We start from the raw sequence: 18357 nt of genomic DNA on the forward strand, positions 1-18357 counted from the left end.
CGATTGGGCCGCGACCATGAGCGGGTTGAGGCGGAGGCGCACAGAACATGCGTATCATCGACCGGACAGCACGTCCCGCGCAGCGCGTCAGGCGCTCGTCAGTCATCCAAGGTCCGCGTGCAGGGCTCGCTTGCCAACTTCTCAGGGCAGCGCTGGTGTGTGCGGCGGCGGCTTCGCTCGCAGCCTGCGCGCAATCATCGGCGGTCCGCCAGGCGCGCTGGGCGGCGCCGACGAAGCAAGCCGGAGCCGAATTTCGGCCGCAGGTGCAGCGTGCGGAGAAGGCGCCGGAGTCAGTGGTGCGCGTCCGGCGGGCCGAGCTCAGCCCGCCGCCGGCGCACTCCGGAGCGTCCGGTCTCGCCAGCTACTATTCGGAAGGCCAGAAGACCGCGAGCGGCGAGCGCTTCAATCCCTCCGAGCTGACGGCCGCGCATCGCAGCCTGCCGTTCGGCACCCGCCTGCAGGTCACCAACGTCAAGACCGGCCGCTCCGTGGTGGTGCGCGTCAACGATCGCGGACCGTTCGTGCAGGGGCGGGTGGTCGACGTGTCCTACTCAGCCGCGCAGGCGCTCGGCATGGTCAACTCCGGCGTCGCGCCGGTGAAGGTCAGCGTGGTGAGGTAGCGCATCGGATAGGCGACATCGCTGGTCGATCGCCTACGAGTTCGTGCTCATAGTCAGCGGCGTTCTCAGTCGACCTCTCCCCGCAAGCGGGGCGAGGGGACGCACCGAGCGTGATGCGCGAGCTCCGTGCGTCATTGCAGGGGCAACGCTTGGCGCTCCCCGAAAAAGCCGATCTCGCTCGTAAATCCGTTGACGGTGCTCACCGCACCAGCCTCGCCACCAGCTCGACATGCGGGGTGTGGCGGAACTGGTCGACCGGCACCACGGTCTCGAGCTTGTAGCCGCCGTCGATCAGCATGCGCATATCCCGCGCGAACGTCGTGACGTTGCAGGACACCGCGACGATCACCGGCACCTTGCTGGCCGCGAGTTGCCTGGCCTGCGCCTGAGCGCCCTGGCGCGGCGGATCGAACACGACGGCGTCGATGTCGCGCAATTCCGGCGACATCAGCGGGCGGCGGAACAGGTCGCGCGCCTCGGCCTTGATCGGCTTGAGGCCGGGTGTGCCAGACGCCTTTTGCAGCGCCGCGATCGCGCCGGCATCATTGTCCATGGCGGTGACGCGCGCCCGCGTGGCGAGCCGCAGCGCGAACGGGCCGACGCCGCAGAACAGGTCGGCGACGTGCTTGGCCTTGCCGATCCGCTCCATCACCAATTGCGCCAGCGTCTCCTCGCCTTGCACGGTGGCCTGCAGGAACGAGCCGGGCGGCAGCGTCACCTGTGCCGTCCCCATCGTAACCACGGGCGCATTGCGCATCAGCACCAGCTCGCCATGGCGCGTCAGCCGCGCCAGCCGGTGCTGTTCGGCGAGGCGGGACAGGGCCGCGACGCGCGGCGGCGGCAGCGGGCCGGAGCCGCGGATGTCGATGTCGAGGCCGTTGCTGGTCGCGGTCGCCTGGATGTCGAGCGGCTTGCCGGTCGGCTTCAGCGCCTCCGCCAGCGCCCATGCGGCTTCCAGCGCACTGTCCAGAGCGGGGTCGAGGATCGGGCAGCGGTCGATCGGCACGATGTCGTGGCTGTTGGCGGCCGAGAATCCGACCCTGAGGACGTCGTGCGTGCCCATCCGGGCGTGGAAGGTGGCGCGGCGCCGGCCGGCGCCGTGGGCATCGATCAGATCGGCCACTTCGCAGTCGACCTTGGCGGCCCGTAGCGTCTCGACGACGATGTTGCGCTTCCACTGCTGATAGGGCCCGGGCATCCAGTGCTGGATGGCGCAGCCGCCGCACACGCCGAAATGCGCACAGAATGGCGCGATCCGCTCCGAGCTCGCCGCCTCCACCGCGAGCAGCTTGCGGCGATCGGGATGCCCGGGCACGACGGCCGCCTCGACGGTCTCGCCGGCCAGCGTGTAGGGCACGTACAGCGCCTCGCCCGATGACAGCGACACGCCATCGCCGCGATGGCCGACATGGTCGATGACGAGACGCTCAACCATGGCGGCGCGCTCCCAGGAAGAACTCGGCGTTGCCGTCGCCGCCCTTGATCGATGACGGGAAGATCTCGATGTCGCTGCAGCCGAGCGAGGCGGCGAAGGCCGCAATGTCGTCGCAGACGGCGGCATGCACGCTTGCATCCTTGATGATGCCGCCCTTGCCGTGCTTTCCCTGCGCCTCGAATTGCGGCTTGATCAGCGCCAGCAGGCTCATCGGCGAGGCCGCGAGCGACAATGCGACCGGCAGCACCGCCTTGAGCGAGATGAAGCTGCAGTCGATCACGACGACGTCGGGGCGCTGCGGCAGGCGCTTGCCGTCGTAGCTGCGGATGTCGGTCTGCTCCATCGAGATGATCTTCGGGTGATTGCGCAATGATGGGTGCAATTGGTCGCGGCCGACATCGACTGCGAACACGAGCGCCGCGCCATTCGCCAGCAGGACCTCGGTGAAGCCGCCGGTGGAGGCACCGACATCGAGGCAGACATGGTCTTCGACCTCGATGCCATAATGCTCCAGCGCCGCCGCCAGCTTGACGCCGCCACGCGACACCCAGGGATGCGCCGGCTCGGCCTGCAGGACGGCGTCGGCGGGAATGTTCTCCGAGGCTTTGCCCACCTGCTTGTCGTTGGCGAACACGAGCCCCGCCTCGATTGCCGCCTGCGCCCGCGCGCGGCTCTCGAACAGGCCGCGTTCGACGAGGAGGATGTCAGCACGTTTGCGGGCAGGGGTCATGGGCCGGATCGCGAGATAGGTGAGATGAGGGCGACGCAATGAATTTTGAACTCCGTCATTGCGAGGAGCGACGCGACGAAGCAATCCAGACCTCCTTTGTAGCCCTGGATTGCTTCGCTTCGCTCGCAATGACGGGTGTTGCAAGCTGTTCGCGCGTATTCGCGGCTTCGGAGGGGCCCGGGATCAAACCGTCCTCGTCGCCAGCCGCTCCGCCGCCAATCTCACGCAGGTCTCGAACGCTGCCAGATGATGCCAGACGTCCGCAGGGCGTTCGCGTGGAGCGACGAGCGGGGCGCCGCGTAGCTCGAGCGCGTGGATCATCATGAGATTGTCGGGCAGGCCGAAATCCTCGACAGTCAGGCCTTCGCCATCGACCAGGCGGCCGTCCTGCTCCGTCACCGCCGTGAAGCGTCGGGCACGATCGGCGTAGACGGCCGGGTCGTTGCAGTAGCCGAGACACAGCTTGCCGGAGCCGGCCATGTAGCCGAACTCATAGACCGTGCCGGCATCGGCGCCGGGCCCGCGGAACGGTGTGAGATTGGCGATGATGGCATCGGCGTCGTCCATCATCGCCTCGTTGCCATGGAAGATCTGGCGCGAGGCGTCGGAGGAGGCGAGGTCGATGCTGTTGTCGAGGGGGTAGAGGCCGATCAGGCCGTGGCGGTCGCAGATCGCGACCTTCCGCCGGCCGATTTCAATGGCATCCGGCAGGAACACGTCGGGACCTGCCAGATAGATCTTCATGGCTCACCACTGCGGGACGCAAGCTCGCCTCAGGCGAGCTTGACCGACTCGGTCGTGTAATCCTTGCCGAGCGCCTCGAACACCTTGCGGACGATGCCTTTGGCGTCGAGCCCGGCGCGGGCGTACATCGCTGCCGGCGTGTCGTGGTCCTGGAACTCGTCGGGCAGCACCATCGAACGCATCTTCAGGCCGCCGTCCAGCATGCCCTGGTCGGACAGATACTGCATCACGTGCGAGCCGAAGCCGCCGATCGAGCCTTCCTCGATCGTGATCAGGATGTCGTGCTCGCGGGCGAGCTTCATCACCAGCTCCTCGTCGAGCGGCTTCATGAAGCGCGCATCGGCGATCGAGGCGGACAGGCCATGGGCGGCGAGCTCGTCGGCGGCCTTCTCGCACTCGGCAAGCCGGGTGCCGAAGGAGAGCAGGGCGACTTGCTTGCCCTGGCGGATCATGCGGCCCTTGCCGATCGGCAGCGGAACGCCAACCTCGGGCATTTCCACGCCGCGGCCTTCGCCGCGCGGATAGCGCACCGAGCTCGGCCGGTCGTTGATCGCGACCTGGGTCGCCACCATGTGCACCAGCTCGGCCTCGTCGGAGGCCGCCATGATCACCATGTTCGGCAGGCAGCCGAGATAGGCGTTGTCGAAGGAGCCGGCATGGGTCGCGCCGTCGGCGCCGACCAGGCCGGCGCGGTCGATGGCGAAGCGCACCGGCAGGCTCTGGATGCAGACGTCGTGGACGATCTGGTCGTAGCCGCGCTGCAGGAAGGTCGAGTAGATCGCGCAGAACGGCTTGAAGCCTTCTGCTGCGAGGCCGGCGGCGAAGGTCACGGCGTGCTGCTCGGCGATGCCGACGTCGAAGGTGCGCTTCGGGAACGCCTTGGCGAAGATGTCGATGCCGGTGCCCGAGGGCATCGCGGCAGTGATGCCGACGATCTTGTCGTCCTTCTCGGCTTCCTTGACCAGGCTCTGGCCGAACACGTTCTGATAGGCCGGCGCGTTCGGCTTGGCCTTGGCCTGGGTGCCGGTGGCGATGTCGAACTTGGCCACCGCATGATATTTGTCGGCCGCCGCTTCCGCGGGCGAGTAGCCCTTGCCCTTCTGGGTCACGACGTGGACCAGGATCGGGCCGGTCTCCATGTCGCGGACGTTCTTCAGGACGGGGAGCAGATGGTCGAGGTTGTGGCCGTCGATCGGGCCGACGTAGTAGAAGCCGAGCTCCTCGAACAGCGTGCCGCCGTCCATCATGAAGCCGCGGGAATATTCCTCGACGCGGCTGGCGCGGTTGGCGATCACCTTGGGCAGATGCTGGCCGAGCTGCTTGGCGGCATCTCGCAGCGTCCGGTAGGTCTTGCCCGAGTACAGGCGCGACAGATAGGCCGACATGGCGCCGACCGGCGGCGCGATCGACATGTCGTTGTCGTTGAGGATCACGATCAGGCGGGAGTTCATCGCGCCGGCATTGTTCATGGCCTCATAGGCCATGCCGGCGGACATCGCACCGTCGCCGATCACGGCGATCACGTTGTTCTTGCCTCCCGACAGGTCGCGCGCAACGGCCATGCCGAGACCGGCGGAAATCGAGGTCGACGAGTGCGCAGCGCCAAACGGATCGTAGTCGCTCTCGGCGCGCTTGGTGAACCCGGAGAGGCCGCCGCCGGTGCGCAAGGTGCGGATGCGGTCGCGGCGTCCGGTCAGGATCTTGTGCGGGTAGGCCTGGTGGCCGACGTCCCAGATCAGGCGGTCACGCGGGGTGTCGAACACGTAATGGATGGCCGTGGTCAGCTCGACCACGCCGAGACCAGCGCCGAAATGGCCGCCGGTCACCGAGACCGCGTCGATGGTCTCCTGGCGCAATTCGTCGGCGACCTGCCGGACCTGCTCGACCTTCAGCCGGCGCAGATCTTCCGGGGTCTTGATGGTGTCGAGAAGCGGCGTCTTACTAAATGTGGTCACGGTGACATTCCAATTTTGCAGGTCGGGTTCAAGGGCCGACATCTGAGAGGTTCATCGTAACGGGCGGCGAAACCTGAGGTCTTGAAGGTCACATCCGCGCGGATCGAAGCCGCAGTCCGAAGACTAGCCGGGTTTGGGATCGATCTATGTGATGTAAGTCACTCTTGGTGGCCTTGCCGTCCTCGTTAGTCGCCCAAGATCGCCAAGTCGTTCAGCCAAGTCAGTTTTGCTAGCTCTTGCAAGCGCTTAGATTCCTCTCTCCGGAGAGGATGGACACTTCCAAAAACCCGCAGTTGCGAGAAGCTTTACACCAAAGTGCGTCTTAAAGCCAACCCGGCGGGAGTTGGCAAGCCCGCAAACGGTACCTTTGCGCCACGTCTCAACCGCGGCGGCATGCCGGAGGTTCCATTGCTCTGCTCAAATCGACGGCAGCCGTCGCTCCGGAATAGACCGGGGACGCGAACTCGGTCCAGGCTTTTTCCCGCGCCGCAGAATCGGCCGATGCGGCGATTGCGCGCGCCGCGGTACGGTGAGCCATGCGTCCGCGTCAGGGGATCGGTCCGCAGACGATCATGAAGAAGTCGCAGGCGTGCGGCCTTTCGTGGATCGTCACGAAGCGGACGCGGAAGACCTGCGAGCCAAGCACATTGTCATGATCGGGCCGGACGATCGCAGACGCGGAACGGCACGATCGTAGGATCGGGGGGCGCCACGGCGAACTGCCCGGATCCAATCGTGTCGCATGGTAAACGAAGGACGTCGCGCTGACTCTCGAGCGGTGAACGCGGTGGCAGAGACTTCGCCGGGGGACACTTGGCGGCCAAGCCCATTGACGATGCAGTTGCACCGATGCGCGGCTGAATTGCACGAATGGGAGGCGCTTTGCCCGCGTGTCGCGTCGGGCCACAACCAGCGAAATAAATCCGGACTGTCGCTCGGAGACGGCCGGTCGGCCGCAAGCCGCTATTGCACGTCGAGCGGCACGGTTCCCACCGCATGGCCGCTGGCGTCGGTCGTGATCTTCTCGACCCGGGCCTCCGCCTGGCGCAGCAGCTCCTCGCAGCGCCGCTTCAGCGCCTCGCCGCGCTCATAGATCGCCACCGACTCCTCGAGCGGCACCTTGCCGTCCTCGAGGCGCTTCACGATCGATTCCAGCTCCTCGATCGCGCGCTCGAACGACAGCTTCTTGACGTCGGTTACGGTGTTGTCCGCCATGCGGGTTCCCTGCAGCTCACTCAACTCCGGGGCCGTGCTTTTACACCCCGCTCGCGGCCCTGTCAGGCCCTGCCGGGGTGGATCGGCTGGAACCTGGGGATTACGCCCCGGTCAGCGCCGCAACGTGGGCCGCGACGGATTCCTTAAGTCCCTGAAGGTCATAGCCGCCCTCCAGGACAGAGACGACGCGGCCGCCGGCGGTCTTGTCGGCGAGCTCCATCAGCTTGCGGGTGACCCAGCCGAAATCCTCCGCCCGCAGGTTGAGCGACGCCAGCGGGTCGCGATAGTGGGCGTCGAAGCCGGCCGAGATGATCACGAGCTCGGGGCTGAACTTGGTGAGCTGCGGCAGGATCAGGTTCTCGAAGGCGGAGCGGAACTCGAGGCTGCCGTCCTCGGAGGCCAGCGGTGCGTTGACGATGGTGTCGTGCTCGCCGCGCTCGCCGCGGGCACCCGTGCCCGGGAACAGCGGCATCTGATGGGTCGAGCAGTACATCACGCTCTTGTCGGCCCAGAAGATGTCCTGGGTGCCGTTGCCATGGTGGACGTCGAAGTCGACGATGGCGGCACGCTCGATGCCGAAGGTGCGCTGGGCGTAGCGGGCGGCGATCGCGACATTGTCGAAGAAGCAGAAGCCCATCGGCTTGGCGATCTCGGCATGATGTCCGGGCGGGCGCACCGCCACGAAGGCGTTGCGGTGGCGGCCGGACATCACCGACTCCGTCGCCGCGACGGCGCCGCCGACGCCGCGCATCACGGCCTCCCAGGTGCCCGGCGACATCGAGGTATCGCCGTCGAGATAGATGATGCCCGAGGTCGGGGCCATGTGGCGCAGCTCGGTGACGTAGTGCTCGTTGTGGCAGAGCAGGGCCAGCTCGATGTCGGCCTCCGGGGCCTCGTCGCGATCGAGCAGGGCGAAGCGCTCCTCGGTCAGGGCCTCCTCGACGGCGCGCAGGCGGTCGGCGCGCTCGGGGTGGCCGGACGGCGTGGCGTGATCGAGGCAGGCTTCATGAGAGAGATACAGCGTCGACATCAGGGCTCTGCCACTCGCGCGTTGCGGGAGGGCCCAATCTATGCGCTGAACGCAGCCTCGGAAAGAGCCCCGCGGGCGATATGACCGGCTTTCCGCCCGGCGCGGCAGGCGTCACGAAGCCTTGTTGACGATACGACCGCGCGGCGGCGGGGCCAGCGGGCTGTTGGCCTTGAGATAGGCGAACAGCGCCTCGTCGTCATAGGGTCCCGTGATCGGATCGCGGCCGCTCTTGAACGCGGTGAAGCCGTCGCCGCCGAGCGCGAGGTAGTTGTTGATGGTGACCCGGTAGGATGCGGCGGGATCGATGGCCTTGCCCTCGAGCATCATGCTGGCGGCATCGATCCGCGCGCCCGCGGACTGTTTCGCATCGAAGGCATAGGAGAAACCGCTGGAGACCTGCAGGATGCGCGGCCGCGCCGGGTCGAGCCATTGCTGCTCCAGCGCGGCCTTGATCTCGGCACCGGTCAGGGTGACCGTCATCAGCTGGTTGCGAAACGGCTGGCTCGCGAACACGTCGGCATAGGTCACCGCGCCGTCGTCTCGACGAACGAGATCTGTCCGGATACCGCCGGGATTGGTCATCGCGACGACCGCGCTTCCCTTGTCCGCCGCGGCTGTCGCTGCGAGCTGGGCATCGGCGATGACGTCGCCGAGCACGCTCTCGCCGGAGGCGTTCGGCAGCCGCGACAGCGTCGCGGTGAGCACGCCGGCGGGGCGATTGGCGTAGGGCGCCGCGAGCTTCTCATAGGCGTCGATCAGCGCGGTCTGCGCCGGATCCTTCGGCAGGCTGGTGTCGACGACGATGTTCGTCGCGGTGGCGCTGATCACGTCGCGCGTGGTGCGGTCGAGCTTGACGTCGATCGCCGTCACCAGCGTGCCGAACTTGTCGCCCGAGGTGACGAGCCGCTTGTCGATGGTGCAGACATAGGCCTGATGGGTGTGGCCGGAGATGACGATGTCGACCGCGCTGTCGAGCTCCTTGACGATGTCGACGATCGGCCCCGACAGCCCGGGACATTCGTTCATGCCACCGGACGGCCAGCCGCCCTCGTGGATCAGCACGACGATCGCCTGCACGCCCTTGGCCTTCAATTCCGGGATCAGCGCGTTGACGCTCTCGGCCTCGTTGCGGAAGTCGAGGCCGGCCGCGCTCGCCGGCGAGATGATGCCCGGGGTCCCTTTCAGCGTCAGCCCGATGAAGGCGACCGGAACGTCCTCGAAGGTGCGGATCTCATAGGGCGGAAACACTGTCTTGTCGGTGCCGGCGAGGAACGTCGACGCCGCGAGATAGTGGAATTTGGCACCGGTGAACGGCTGCGGCCCGCGGCAGCCGTCGGTCGGATGACAGCCGCCGTTCTGCATCCGCAGCAGCTCGGCCTTGCCCTCATCGAACTCGTGATTGCCGACCGCCGACAGCGCGAGCCCCATCTGCGACATCGATTCGATGGTCGGCTCGTCGTGGAACATCGCCGACAGGAACGGGCTCGCACCGATCAGGTCGCCGGCTGCGACGAAGATCGTGTTGGGCTGGCCGTCGGCGAGCAGCTTGACGAGGCTCGCCATGTGCTCGGCGCCGCCGGCTGGAACAACGGTGGTCTTGGTTGGATCGGCGGGATCGGCGACGCGGATGCCGGAAGAGGGCGGCTCCAGATTGCCGTGGAAGTCGTTGATGGCGAGGATGCGCAACGCTATCGGCTCGTCCTCGGCCGATGCTGGCGGGCCGACGATGCTTGCAACGGCGGCGCCGGTCAGCAGGCAGGCAAGGGCGAAGCGGGAGAGACGGCTCATGGCAGGGTCACGTGTGATGCAGGGGCCGCGGGACGAAGCGCGATTGCCCCGCCGCGGTCGCAATGACATAAAACGATTTCATAACACCAATACATCGGGAGGCCGGAATGAAAAGAATGATGCTGCTCGCGGCGACATTGTCGCTGGCCGCCGGCTCCGCTGCAGCGCAATCGCTGCCGGACCTGATGAAGCAGATGGTCGCGGCGTGGAATAAGCCGACCGAGCCGTTCAAGGTGATCGACAACGTCTATTACGTCGGCACCAACGGGCTCGCCTCCTACCTGATCACCACGCCGCAAGGGCACATCCTGATCGATACCGTGATGCCGGAATCGACCGCGCAGATCGAGGCCAGCATCGGCAAGCTCGGCTTCAAGGTCGCCGACATCAAATACATCCTCAACACCCACGCCCATATCGACCACACCGGGGGGCTGGCGCAGATCAAGCAGGAAACCGGGGCGCAGATGGTGGCGGGCGCCAAGGACGTGCCGCTGCTGGAAGGCGGCTTCTATCCGGGCCGCGAGGAGGAGCGCTATCTCGGCTTCCCGCCGGTCAAGGTCGACCGCGCCGTGCGCGAGGGCGACACCGTCACGCTCGGCGGCGTGACGTTGACGGCGCACGAGACGCCCGGCCATTCGCCGGGCTGCACCAGCTGGACGACCGAGGTGAAGGACGGCGACGCCACCCGCAGCCTGATCTTCTTCTGCAGCGCCACCGTGGCGCTGAACCGGCTGGTCGGCCGTCCCACCTATCCGGGCATCGTCGACGACTACAAGAAGACCTTCGCCTGGGCCAAGACGGCGCATCCCGACATCCTGCTGGCGCCGCATCCGGAGATGTATGACATGGCCGGCAAGCGGGCGAAGATCGCCGACGGCGCGCCCAACCCGTTCGTCAAGCCGGGTGAGTTCAACGCCTATCTCGACAAGCTCGAGACGCAGTTCAACGACGGGCTGGCCAAGCAGACGGCGGCGCTGCAGTCCGGCAAGTAGTTGCGCCGTCCGCTATGCTGGATCGGCGACGGCCAGCCGGTCCAGCGTGAAGCCGGAGAGGTCGACGCGCGGCGTCTCGCCCCGGGCCATTGCCGCGAGCGCCTCGCCGACTGCGGGCGAATGCTTGAAGCCGTGGCCGGAGCAGGGCGAGGCGTAGATGACGTTCTCATCGCCGGGATCGCGATCGATGATGAAGCGGCCGCCGGGCGCATTGGTGTAGAGGCAGACCGCGCTGCGCAGGCAGCGCGGGCCGAGATCCGGCACGAACGGCCGGACATAGGTTTCATAGGCCGCTTCGATCTCGGCCGCCGTCACCTCGCGGGACACGTTGTCGGGATCGGTCTCGCCGCTGAGCACTTCGTTGGCGATCTTGACGCCGTTGTCCGGCGATCCGAGCCAGGGAAAGCCGTAGATGTCGGATGCGGCGCGCTCGCGCCCGCTGACGTCCCAGATGAAGACCGGCGCGTTCGGGCCGAAGCGCTCGGGATTGGCAAGGATTTCGAACCAGTACAGCACCTGCCGCGTGACGTTCACGCGCCGCTGCAGCGGCGTGATCAACTCGGTGATCCATGGCCCTGTCGTGACAATCAGCGTCGTGGCCGATGCGGCTGTACCGTCGTCAGTCATCACCACGAGCGAACCCATGGCGCGGCGAAACCATTTGACTTGGCGGCCGAACAGCAACTTCGCGCCAAGCTGCACGGCGACCGCAAGCTCGGCGCGCACGCAGTCCTCGACCAGGAGATAGCCGCCCTCGCGGTCGAGGAAGGCGCGATCGCCGGGCAAAGTGGCGAAGCCCGGAAAGTCCGCGCGCAGTCGCTCCGACGACAGGATCTCGCCATCGACGCCATGCAGCCGGGCCGCGGTCTCGATATTGGCGAAGAACTGCGCGCTCGAGACGCCGTGGACCTCGCCGCCATCGCGGGCCGGAATGAACAGGCAGCCGCATTGCTCGAACAGATGCGCCCCGGTCTCGCGCTCCAGTTCGCGCCACAGCACATGCGAGCGCTGCGCCAGCGGCGTGTAGTCGACGCCTTCGCCGATCGCCGCGCGGGTGATGCGGGTCTCGCCATGGGTCGAGCCGAATGGATGCGGCGGCTGGAAGCGGTCGATGCCCAGCACGCGCTTGCCGGATTTGGCGAGATGCAGCAGCGCGGCGCTGCCGACCGCGCCGCAGCCGATCACGATGACATCAAAACTCGGCATGCGCCTCCGACGACCCCGGCGTCACTTTTTCTTCTTGCGCGACAGGAACGCCTTGAACGCGCCGACCGCCTCCTCGGAGGTCATGCGCTCGGCGAACAGATAGGCCTCCTGGTCGATCCGGCGCGTGAGCTCGTCAGGCGCGGTGCGGATCAGCCTGCGGCCGATCGCCACCGCCTCGGCCGGCAGCCGGCAGATGTCGCGCGCCACCTTGTGCGCCTCGACCTCGGTATGGCCCGGCGCTACCACCGTGTTGACAAAGCCCGCGATCTGCGCGTCGGCCGCGGTCATGGTGCGCCCCATGACCAGCATCGCGAACGCACGCTGATAGCCCATCGTCTGCGGCATCAGCAGGCTCGAGGCGCCCTCCGGCACCAGGCCGAGATGGATGAAGGGCGTCGAGAACGTCGCCGTGGTCGAGGCCAGCACGTAGTCGCAATGGAACAGCATCGTCGTGCCGATGCCGATCGCGACGCCGTCGACGGCGGCGATGATCGGCTTGACGTTATGCGCCAGCGAATACAGGAACTTGGTCGCCGCCGAGGTGCGCGCGGCCTCGCTGGCGGCATGGCCTGCGTGCAGGAAATCCTCGAGATCGTTGCCGGCCGTGAACACGCCGGAGCCGCCGGTGATGATGATGCATCGCACCAGCGGGTTGTTCTGTGCGGTGTCGATGGCATCGCTCATGCCGAGATACATGGCCTGGGTGATCGCGTTCTTCTTCTCCGGGCGCCTGAGCTTGATCGTCCGCGTCTCGCCCTCGTCGGTGACGATCAGATGGTCGGTCATGGGCCCCTCTTGCGTGTGCGCCTGCGGCTGCGATGCTGCCGGTCGTTTCGAGTCGTTGTTCTCGCCTCAGCCTACATCATCTGCTGAGCGCGCCAAGGGCTGAGCATGCGACGAAAACACGGGAAGGTTGCATCCCGTCGCGCGGGCAAGGCGTCATGCATTCATGGTTGATGACCGGTTTGCGGTCGCATCGGAGCAGGATAAGGTCGGGAGCCAGGCTGTGATCGTCACAGCTTGAACCCCAGGGTTGATTACATGACGAAGTTCTTTTCGGTGCTGATGGCGTTGCTGCTGTGCGCCGTGTTCACGGAGCGTGCGGGCGCGGCCCCCAATGATCGCGCGCTGTTGTCGCTGTTGTGCGCGCCGGGCGCGATCGCGGGCGCCAAGTGCAAGCGTGCGAAATCCTATCCCGAGGCCGACGAGCGTGGCTGCGATGTCACGCTGAAGCCGCAACGCCATCTCGGTCGCTTCCTCGTATCCGGCAATCCGCTGCTGGTCGTCACCTATGAAAGCGAATGCGAGTCGCGCGCGAACGATTTCGGCGGTTCGGTGCTGTTCGAGCAGACCGGCGCGACCTTCGTGTTTCGTGGCTTCCAGCCCGGTATGCGGGTGGACCAATGTGTGATGGCCGGCAAGAGCGACGGAGTGGATACGCTGGTCTGCCTGGTCGGCCACATGGGGCAGGGCGTTCTCGAAAGCGCCGTGGCCCGGATCGGCTTCAGCGGGGGCGGCCGCGAGCCCATCACGATGTCCAACGACTTTCTGCTGAAGGCCGAGGATACGACGGAGGCTGACATGGCCAATGTCGTGACCTGCGCGGAGCCGATCAAATATTTCGACCTGTCGAAGCTGGCGCCCGGTCCGCGCCCGGGCACCGTGGTCGCCGACGTGACCTATGCCGACCGCGAGACGATCGGCACCGCGTGCGGCAAGGGCTTTCCGAAGCCGAAGGATGCGCAGGACATGCGCAAGCTCGCGCCCGGCGAAGCCTATGTTCCGGAGGACAATGCCAAGCGCGGCAGCGTCATCGTCGACGTTGCGGGCCGCACGGCGAAACTGCGCTGACCCGGCTTGCGGTCGCGCGCGGCATCCCGCGCCTCACCGCGCCCCGTCCAGGCGCGGCAGCGTGCCGGGTGCGCGCGGTGTGGCAGGTTGCGCCTGCTGCCGCACGGCTTCGCGCCGCAAGGCCTGCTCGAGCACCGCCAGCCGCGTCGCCATCCGCGTCAACTCGTCATGCATCGAGGTCTGAACGCCTTGCACGGCGTGCTGCACCTCGCGCAGCGCGTCGCGCTGCGTCTCCGCTTTCAGCACCCTGAACTCGGCCTCGATCGAGGTCAGGCGGCTGTTCACGGCGCGGATCGCCTCGGCGATCTCCTTCTGGCCGTCTTGCAGCGCGCGTACGTGATCGACCAGCCGCAGATGGTCGGTCAGTTCCTCGACCGTCTTGCCGATATTGTTGCGGCCCCACATTACTTCACCGACCTGAGCAGCGTCCTGATCGTTGCCAGATGATCCTCGGGCGAGCCGAGCCGGGCCGAGATTACGCTCATGAATTCCTTGCGCAGCTCCGACAGCTCCTCCTCCGGTGTGATCCGCTCGACGGGGTCTTCGGTGGGCAGCCGCCGGGGCTCGACCTCGACGGGGCGCGGCGCGATGTCACGCGGCGTGACGCCGAAATAGGGGGGCCGCTCATAGACCGGGATGTGCGGCGCCTGGCGAGACGCAGTGACGCGCGCCAGAGATGGGAACTTCGGCGGCGACGTCATCGCCGGCCGCTCGATCTGGTCGATCAGCGCCGCGAGCGCGACGTCCATGTTGCTGTCGTCGGGCTCCTCGGCGAAGTGATAGGAGTAGGGTCGCGGTGCGGCCGTCATCGTGAGCGACGAGGACGCGAGCGAGGATGCGTGCGAGCGAAGTCGTCCGATGACGCGGCGAAGTCGCTCGCCGAGACCGGGTTTCTCCCTGGCTGGTGTCCGCATCAACATCTCACTCTCCAGCACCACAGCTTAGGCGAGCAGGGAAAAGCTTAGCAAGGGCCGCGGCCCAACTGCCAACAGGATGTCGTCGCAAAGTCACCGCATTTTAAGCCGGCCGCATGGATCGCAGCGGGGGGCCGTAGTGGGTTCGCGCGGATTGCTCAGTGTGGCTCAGCGTGCATATGGCGCCAATCTAGCTCCCACTGACGGGCAGGTTCCGGCACGGAGGTAAGGAACAACCATGTACCCGCGCCGTTCGGACAATGCGTCCCCCCGCAAACGTCCGAGGCCTCCCATGTATCACCACGTCAAGAAGCTGATGTTTACCGTCCGTGTCGACGAGCCGGATCCGCGCTTCGGCAACATGCTGCTCGAGCAGTTCGGCGGCGCCAACGGCGAACTCGCCGCGGCCATGCAGTACTCGATCCAGGGCCTGAATTGCGAGGATCCCGACCGCAAGGATCTGTTGATGGATATCGGCACCGAGGAGCTGAGCCATCTCGAGGTGGTCGGCACGCTCGCCCGCATGCACCTGAAGCCCGCCAAGTTCGACCGCGAGGCCGCCGAGGCCGATCCGCTCATTGCGATCGCCGGCGGCGGTGGCGTCAACCTGTTCAACTCGCAGGGAAATCCGTGGACCGCCGATTATCTCAAGATCACCGGCGAGCTCGACGTCGACCTGCGCAGCAACATCGCCGCCGAGGCGCGCGCCAAGATCGTCTATGAGCGGCTGATCAATTTCACCGACGATGCCGGGACCAAGGACGCGCTGCAATTCCTGATGACGCGCGAGATCACCCACATGAAGGCGTTCGCGCTGGCGCTGGAGAGCATGGGCAAGCCCGCCTTCAGCATCGGCCGCCTCGCGCCGACGCCGGGCCTGGTCGATCAGTTCTTCAACGATTCCACCGGCGCCGGGGACCACGGCGAGATCGACACCCGGGGCCCTTGGAACGAGGGCGGCGACTGGGTGTTCACGGAATCGCCGGCGATCCAGGCCGGCGAGCCCGGAGCAGCCTCTGCGATTGTCACCGAAAGCTCGCCGCCGGCCGACGAATCCGGCCTCAGCGATCTCCTCATGGACGAGCTGCGCGACATCCTGCATGCTGAGAAGCAGCTCACAAAGGCGCTTCCGAAGATGGCGGAGGCCGCGCGCTTCGACCAGTTGAGCGAATTGTTCGAGCAGCATCTGGCCGAGACGGAAGCGCAGATCGAGCGCATCAACGAGTGCTTCGAGCTCCTTGGGAAGACGCCGCGCGCAAAACCCTGCAAGGGCATGATGGGCCTCATCGAGGAAGGCCAGGAGATCATGACCCAGAGCGAGGACAAGGAGGATGCCGCCGCCGACCTCGCACTGATCGGCGCCGCGCAGCGGGTCGAGCATTACGAGATCTCCGGCTACACCACCGCGCGCAACCTCGCCCAGCAGCTCCGCCACAGCGCCGTCGTCGCGCTGCTGTCGAAGTCGCTGGCCGAGGAGGAGAACGCCGACCAGCTCCTCAACCAGGTCGCCCGCTCGCTGATGTCGGTGGCGAAGATGCCGGCCGCGATCGAGCAGGCGTGAGGAGGGCGTAGTCGTAGGCGGATGAGCGCAGCGTCATCCGCCGCCTTCCAAATCCGCCGCCTTCCAAATCAAGACGGCGGGTTACGCCTGCGGCTAACCTGCCCTAAGAGTCTCAACTCTCTCCCAGTCGTCATTCCGGGGCATTCGCGCGCAAACGGCGCAGCCGTTTGAAGCAGCGTGAATGAGCCCGGAATCCATAACCACAGGCCTCAGTTTGAGGCGAGCACGCGCCACATGCCGCTCGCACCTCACCACCATCGTGAGTATGGATTCCGGGCTCGCCCTGCGGGCGCCCCGGAATGACGGTGGAGGGAGCGATGACAACAACGAGCAAGCCAACATGGGCTGCCGTCTCACTCCGTATAGCTGTGCGACCGCTCCGCCCGGCGGAAGTGAACCGGCGATAGGCAGCGCCGGGCCCGGCTGATCTGGGCGTCGGTGGCGCCCCGGCTGCGCGCATACATCTCGGCCACCTCGGCGGTATATTTCTCGACGTAGTAGCGAACCTCGGAGCACGACATCCGCGTCTCCGGACCTGCTTCGTTGGCCGCCTGCAACTCGGACCCCATCGCCAGCACCAGCACTCCCGCGCCGATCACGCTTCGCAACATCGTCGTCTCCCCATTGTCGTAGCCGCCTGCCAGCAGGCGTGACTCGGCGCGCCGGGGCAAATTAACAATGGGCCGCGCATGACATCGCGCGCGGACTGTTGCTTCACGGCGTCACCGCGACGCGTGCGTCGCAGCGCGTTTTGCTGTTGTAATGCTCGTCCAGTTCCTCATTCGGAACCGGCGCGTTCGGATGCGACGCTCGCGATCGGCGCCACGCCATCGCTCGGCGCGACCCACAGCTCGTAGGACGGCGCGGGGATTCCGAACGAGCCTCAGGCCGTCACGCCTTGGCTCGACGCAGCCGTGCTGCTGGCTGCGCCATTGGTCGCGCCCTGCGCATTGTAGGTCTGCGCGTTGTTGCCGCTTCCGTTCGAGGCAGCGGCAGTCTTGGTCACCTCGGTCGAGCCGTCGGAATAGGTGATCGTCGTCGTGGTGATCCCGTCGAGGGTGATCGAGACCTCGCTGACCACGGTCTTACCCGACGATGAGCCGCCGCTGCCGGAAGAACTTTCAGACGTGGCGCTGGCGGAGCTGGTGGCCGAGGACGACGACGTCTGAGACGTGGACGAGGTGGATTGCGTGGCGGTGCTTGCCTGGGACGCGGTGGCCGCGACGGGCGTTGTGACAGAGCTGATCGACATGGGACTCTCGCGTGAAGAAGGAAGCCGGGCCGCGCGGTGGGCGTTCGGCCCGCTTCTTCAACGCAACTGCCGCCCGAAACTGGCGGCGCCAGTTGCGTCTGATTATGTCCGGACGCCGCCGTCCTGATGCCGGACCAAGACCGAAGCTTGACGCCGGTGGCCCCATCGCGCTCGCATCTCATGTCCATCGTGGGCATGGATTGCGAACTCGGCGGCGGGAAAGAAGAGCGATTGCCAAGCTCCCGCGGCGCACTCTAGTCTCCTGCGCGCATGACCTTCGCGCTCTCTTCCCAGCAGAAATCGCAGTTCACCGACGCCGGCGCGCTGCACGTCACGACGGCACTCGATGCGTCCGCTTTGCACGCTCTCGCCGCCGCGCTGTCCCGCCACGCACCGGCGCAGGCCGGCACCCGGCTGCACGGTGTTGCCGCGCTGACGCCGTTGCTCGCCAATGACGGTCCGGTCGGCCGCGCCGCCGCCGCCGTTCTCGGCGATGCCGCGCGCCCGGTGCGCGCCGTCTATTTCGACAAGACGCCGCAGATGAATTGGGCGGTCCCGTGGCATCAGGACCGGACCATCGTAGTGCGCGAGCGCATCGAGCTCTCGGGTTTCGGTCCCTGGACCACCAAGGGCGGCCTGCAGCACGTCGCGCCGCCTTACGAGGTGCTAGCGCGGATGGTCACCTTGCGTGTCCACCTCGACGCCGTGCCCGACGGCAACGCCCCGCTCCTGATTGCGCCAGGCTCACACTGCCTCGGCCGCATCCCGGAAGCCGATGTGCCGATCGTCGTCGCGCGGTGCGGCACCGTCGCGTGCCACGCCGAGCCGGGCGACATCTGGCTGTATGCAACACCGATCCTGCACGCCTCGGAACTATCCGTGCAGCCCGGCCATCGCCGCGTGCTGCAAGTCGATTTTGCCGCGGATGAGCTGCCGGGCGGACTGGAATGGCTCGGCATTTGAGACAACGGAGGAGGGCGGATGAGCGGAGCGTCATCCGCCCTTGGCGGCGCGGTGGAAAGGCGGGTCACACTAACACCAACCCGCCCTACGCGACACGG

18 protein-coding genes are annotated in these 18357 nt (G+C 66.6%); 5 read left to right on the top strand and 13 right to left on the bottom strand.

Features of this window, described 5'->3' with window-relative positions; translation table 11 throughout:
• Positions 1 to 47 precede the first annotated feature (47 nt).
• Complete coding sequence (locus tag QW863_RS15010; protein ID WP_315715539.1) at positions 48 to 620, top strand: septal ring lytic transglycosylase RlpA family protein; 573 nt, start codon at positions 48 to 50, stop codon at positions 618 to 620.
• Positions 621 to 819: 199 nt separating this feature from the next.
• On the opposite strand, the gene QW863_RS15015 is transcribed toward QW863_RS15010, so the two are convergent.
• From QW863_RS15015 to QW863_RS15045, 7 genes are all read right to left on the bottom strand, one after another.
• Positions 820 to 2055: a class I SAM-dependent RNA methyltransferase gene (locus QW863_RS15015; protein ID WP_315715540.1), complete on the bottom strand. Its 1236-nt coding sequence runs from the start codon at positions 2053 to 2055 to the stop codon at positions 820 to 822.
• On the bottom strand, positions 2048 to 2785 hold the full coding sequence (locus QW863_RS15020; protein WP_315715541.1) for a TlyA family RNA methyltransferase: 738 nt from the start codon (positions 2783 to 2785) through the stop codon (positions 2048 to 2050). Before QW863_RS15020 ends, QW863_RS15015 begins: the two co-directional genes overlap by 8 nt.
• A gap of 183 nt (positions 2786 to 2968) precedes the next feature.
• On the bottom strand, positions 2969 to 3529 hold the full coding sequence (locus QW863_RS15025) for a nucleoside 2-deoxyribosyltransferase (protein ID WP_315715542.1): 561 nt from the start codon (positions 3527 to 3529) through the stop codon (positions 2969 to 2971).
• 29 nt (positions 3530 to 3558) lie between these two features.
• Complete coding sequence (gene dxs / locus QW863_RS15030; RefSeq protein ID WP_315715543.1) at positions 3559 to 5484, bottom strand: 1-deoxy-D-xylulose-5-phosphate synthase; 1926 nt, start codon at positions 5482 to 5484, stop codon at positions 3559 to 3561.
• Positions 5485 to 6447: 963 nt separating this feature from the next.
• Positions 6448 to 6699, bottom strand: a complete 252-nt coding sequence (locus QW863_RS15035; RefSeq protein WP_315715544.1) for an exodeoxyribonuclease VII small subunit — start codon at positions 6697 to 6699, stop codon at positions 6448 to 6450.
• A 100-nt stretch (positions 6700 to 6799) separates the two neighbouring features.
• Positions 6800 to 7729 (bottom strand): histone deacetylase family protein, encoded by a 930-nt coding sequence (locus QW863_RS15040; RefSeq protein WP_315715545.1) that lies wholly within the window; start codon positions 7727 to 7729, stop codon positions 6800 to 6802.
• Between the two features lie 111 nt (positions 7730 to 7840).
• Positions 7841 to 9517: a bifunctional metallophosphatase/5'-nucleotidase gene (locus QW863_RS15045; RefSeq protein ID WP_315715546.1), complete on the bottom strand. Its 1677-nt coding sequence runs from the start codon at positions 9515 to 9517 to the stop codon at positions 7841 to 7843.
• Between the two features lie 107 nt (positions 9518 to 9624).
• Between QW863_RS15045 and bla the strand changes: the two genes are divergently transcribed.
• Complete coding sequence (bla, locus tag QW863_RS15050; RefSeq protein ID WP_315715547.1) at positions 9625 to 10512, top strand: subclass B3 metallo-beta-lactamase; 888 nt, start codon at positions 9625 to 9627, stop codon at positions 10510 to 10512.
• 12 nt (positions 10513 to 10524) lie between these two features.
• Here the strand turns inward: bla and solA are convergent, their stop codons facing one another.
• Together solA and QW863_RS15060 are read right to left on the bottom strand one after the other, a co-directional pair.
• A complete protein-coding gene (gene solA, locus QW863_RS15055; RefSeq protein WP_315715548.1) occupies positions 10525 to 11718 on the bottom strand; it encodes an N-methyl-L-tryptophan oxidase in 1194 nt (397 codons plus the stop codon).
• Between the two features lie 21 nt (positions 11719 to 11739).
• A complete protein-coding gene (locus tag QW863_RS15060) occupies positions 11740 to 12504 on the bottom strand; it encodes an enoyl-CoA hydratase-related protein (RefSeq protein WP_315715549.1) in 765 nt (254 codons plus the stop codon).
• 255 nt (positions 12505 to 12759) lie between these two features.
• On the opposite strand from QW863_RS15060, the gene QW863_RS15065 reads away from it, so the two are divergent.
• Positions 12760 to 13569, top strand: coding sequence for a hypothetical protein (locus tag QW863_RS15065; protein ID WP_315715550.1), 810 nt, complete (start codon positions 12760 to 12762; stop codon positions 13567 to 13569).
• 33 nt (positions 13570 to 13602) lie between these two features.
• Here QW863_RS15065 and QW863_RS15070 read toward each other — a convergent pair whose 3' ends face one another.
• Together QW863_RS15070 and QW863_RS15075 are read right to left on the bottom strand one after the other, a co-directional pair.
• Positions 13603 to 13974: a hypothetical protein gene (locus tag QW863_RS15070; protein ID WP_315715551.1), complete on the bottom strand. Its 372-nt coding sequence runs from the start codon at positions 13972 to 13974 to the stop codon at positions 13603 to 13605.
• Complete coding sequence (locus QW863_RS15075) at positions 13974 to 14489, bottom strand: hypothetical protein (RefSeq protein WP_315715552.1); 516 nt, start codon at positions 14487 to 14489, stop codon at positions 13974 to 13976. The genes QW863_RS15070 and QW863_RS15075 overlap by 1 nt, the downstream gene beginning before the upstream one ends.
• 286 nt (positions 14490 to 14775) lie before the next feature.
• Between QW863_RS15075 and QW863_RS15080 the strand changes: the two genes are divergently transcribed.
• Positions 14776 to 16044 carry a DUF892 family protein gene (locus QW863_RS15080; protein ID WP_315715553.1) on the top strand — a complete coding sequence of 423 codons (1269 nt, stop codon included), beginning with the start codon at positions 14776 to 14778 and terminating at the stop codon, positions 16042 to 16044.
• 353 nt (positions 16045 to 16397) lie between these two features.
• Here QW863_RS15080 and QW863_RS15085 read toward each other — a convergent pair whose 3' ends face one another.
• Together QW863_RS15085 and QW863_RS15090 are read right to left on the bottom strand one after the other, a co-directional pair.
• Positions 16398 to 16655: a hypothetical protein gene (locus QW863_RS15085; protein WP_315715554.1), complete on the bottom strand. Its 258-nt coding sequence runs from the start codon at positions 16653 to 16655 to the stop codon at positions 16398 to 16400.
• Between the two features lie 272 nt (positions 16656 to 16927).
• Positions 16928 to 17296: a hypothetical protein gene (locus QW863_RS15090; RefSeq protein ID WP_315715555.1), complete on the bottom strand. Its 369-nt coding sequence runs from the start codon at positions 17294 to 17296 to the stop codon at positions 16928 to 16930.
• A gap of 270 nt (positions 17297 to 17566) precedes the next feature.
• Here QW863_RS15090 and QW863_RS15095 point away from each other — a divergent pair, with 270 nt between their 5' ends.
• Positions 17567 to 18259, top strand: a complete 693-nt coding sequence (locus tag QW863_RS15095; protein ID WP_315715556.1) for a phytanoyl-CoA dioxygenase family protein — start codon at positions 17567 to 17569, stop codon at positions 18257 to 18259.
• Positions 18260 to 18357 lie beyond the last annotated feature (98 nt).

The sequence above is a fragment of the Bradyrhizobium sp. SZCCHNR1017 genome, assembly GCF_032381375.1.
Classification (GTDB): domain Bacteria; phylum Pseudomonadota; class Alphaproteobacteria; order Rhizobiales; family Xanthobacteraceae; genus Bradyrhizobium.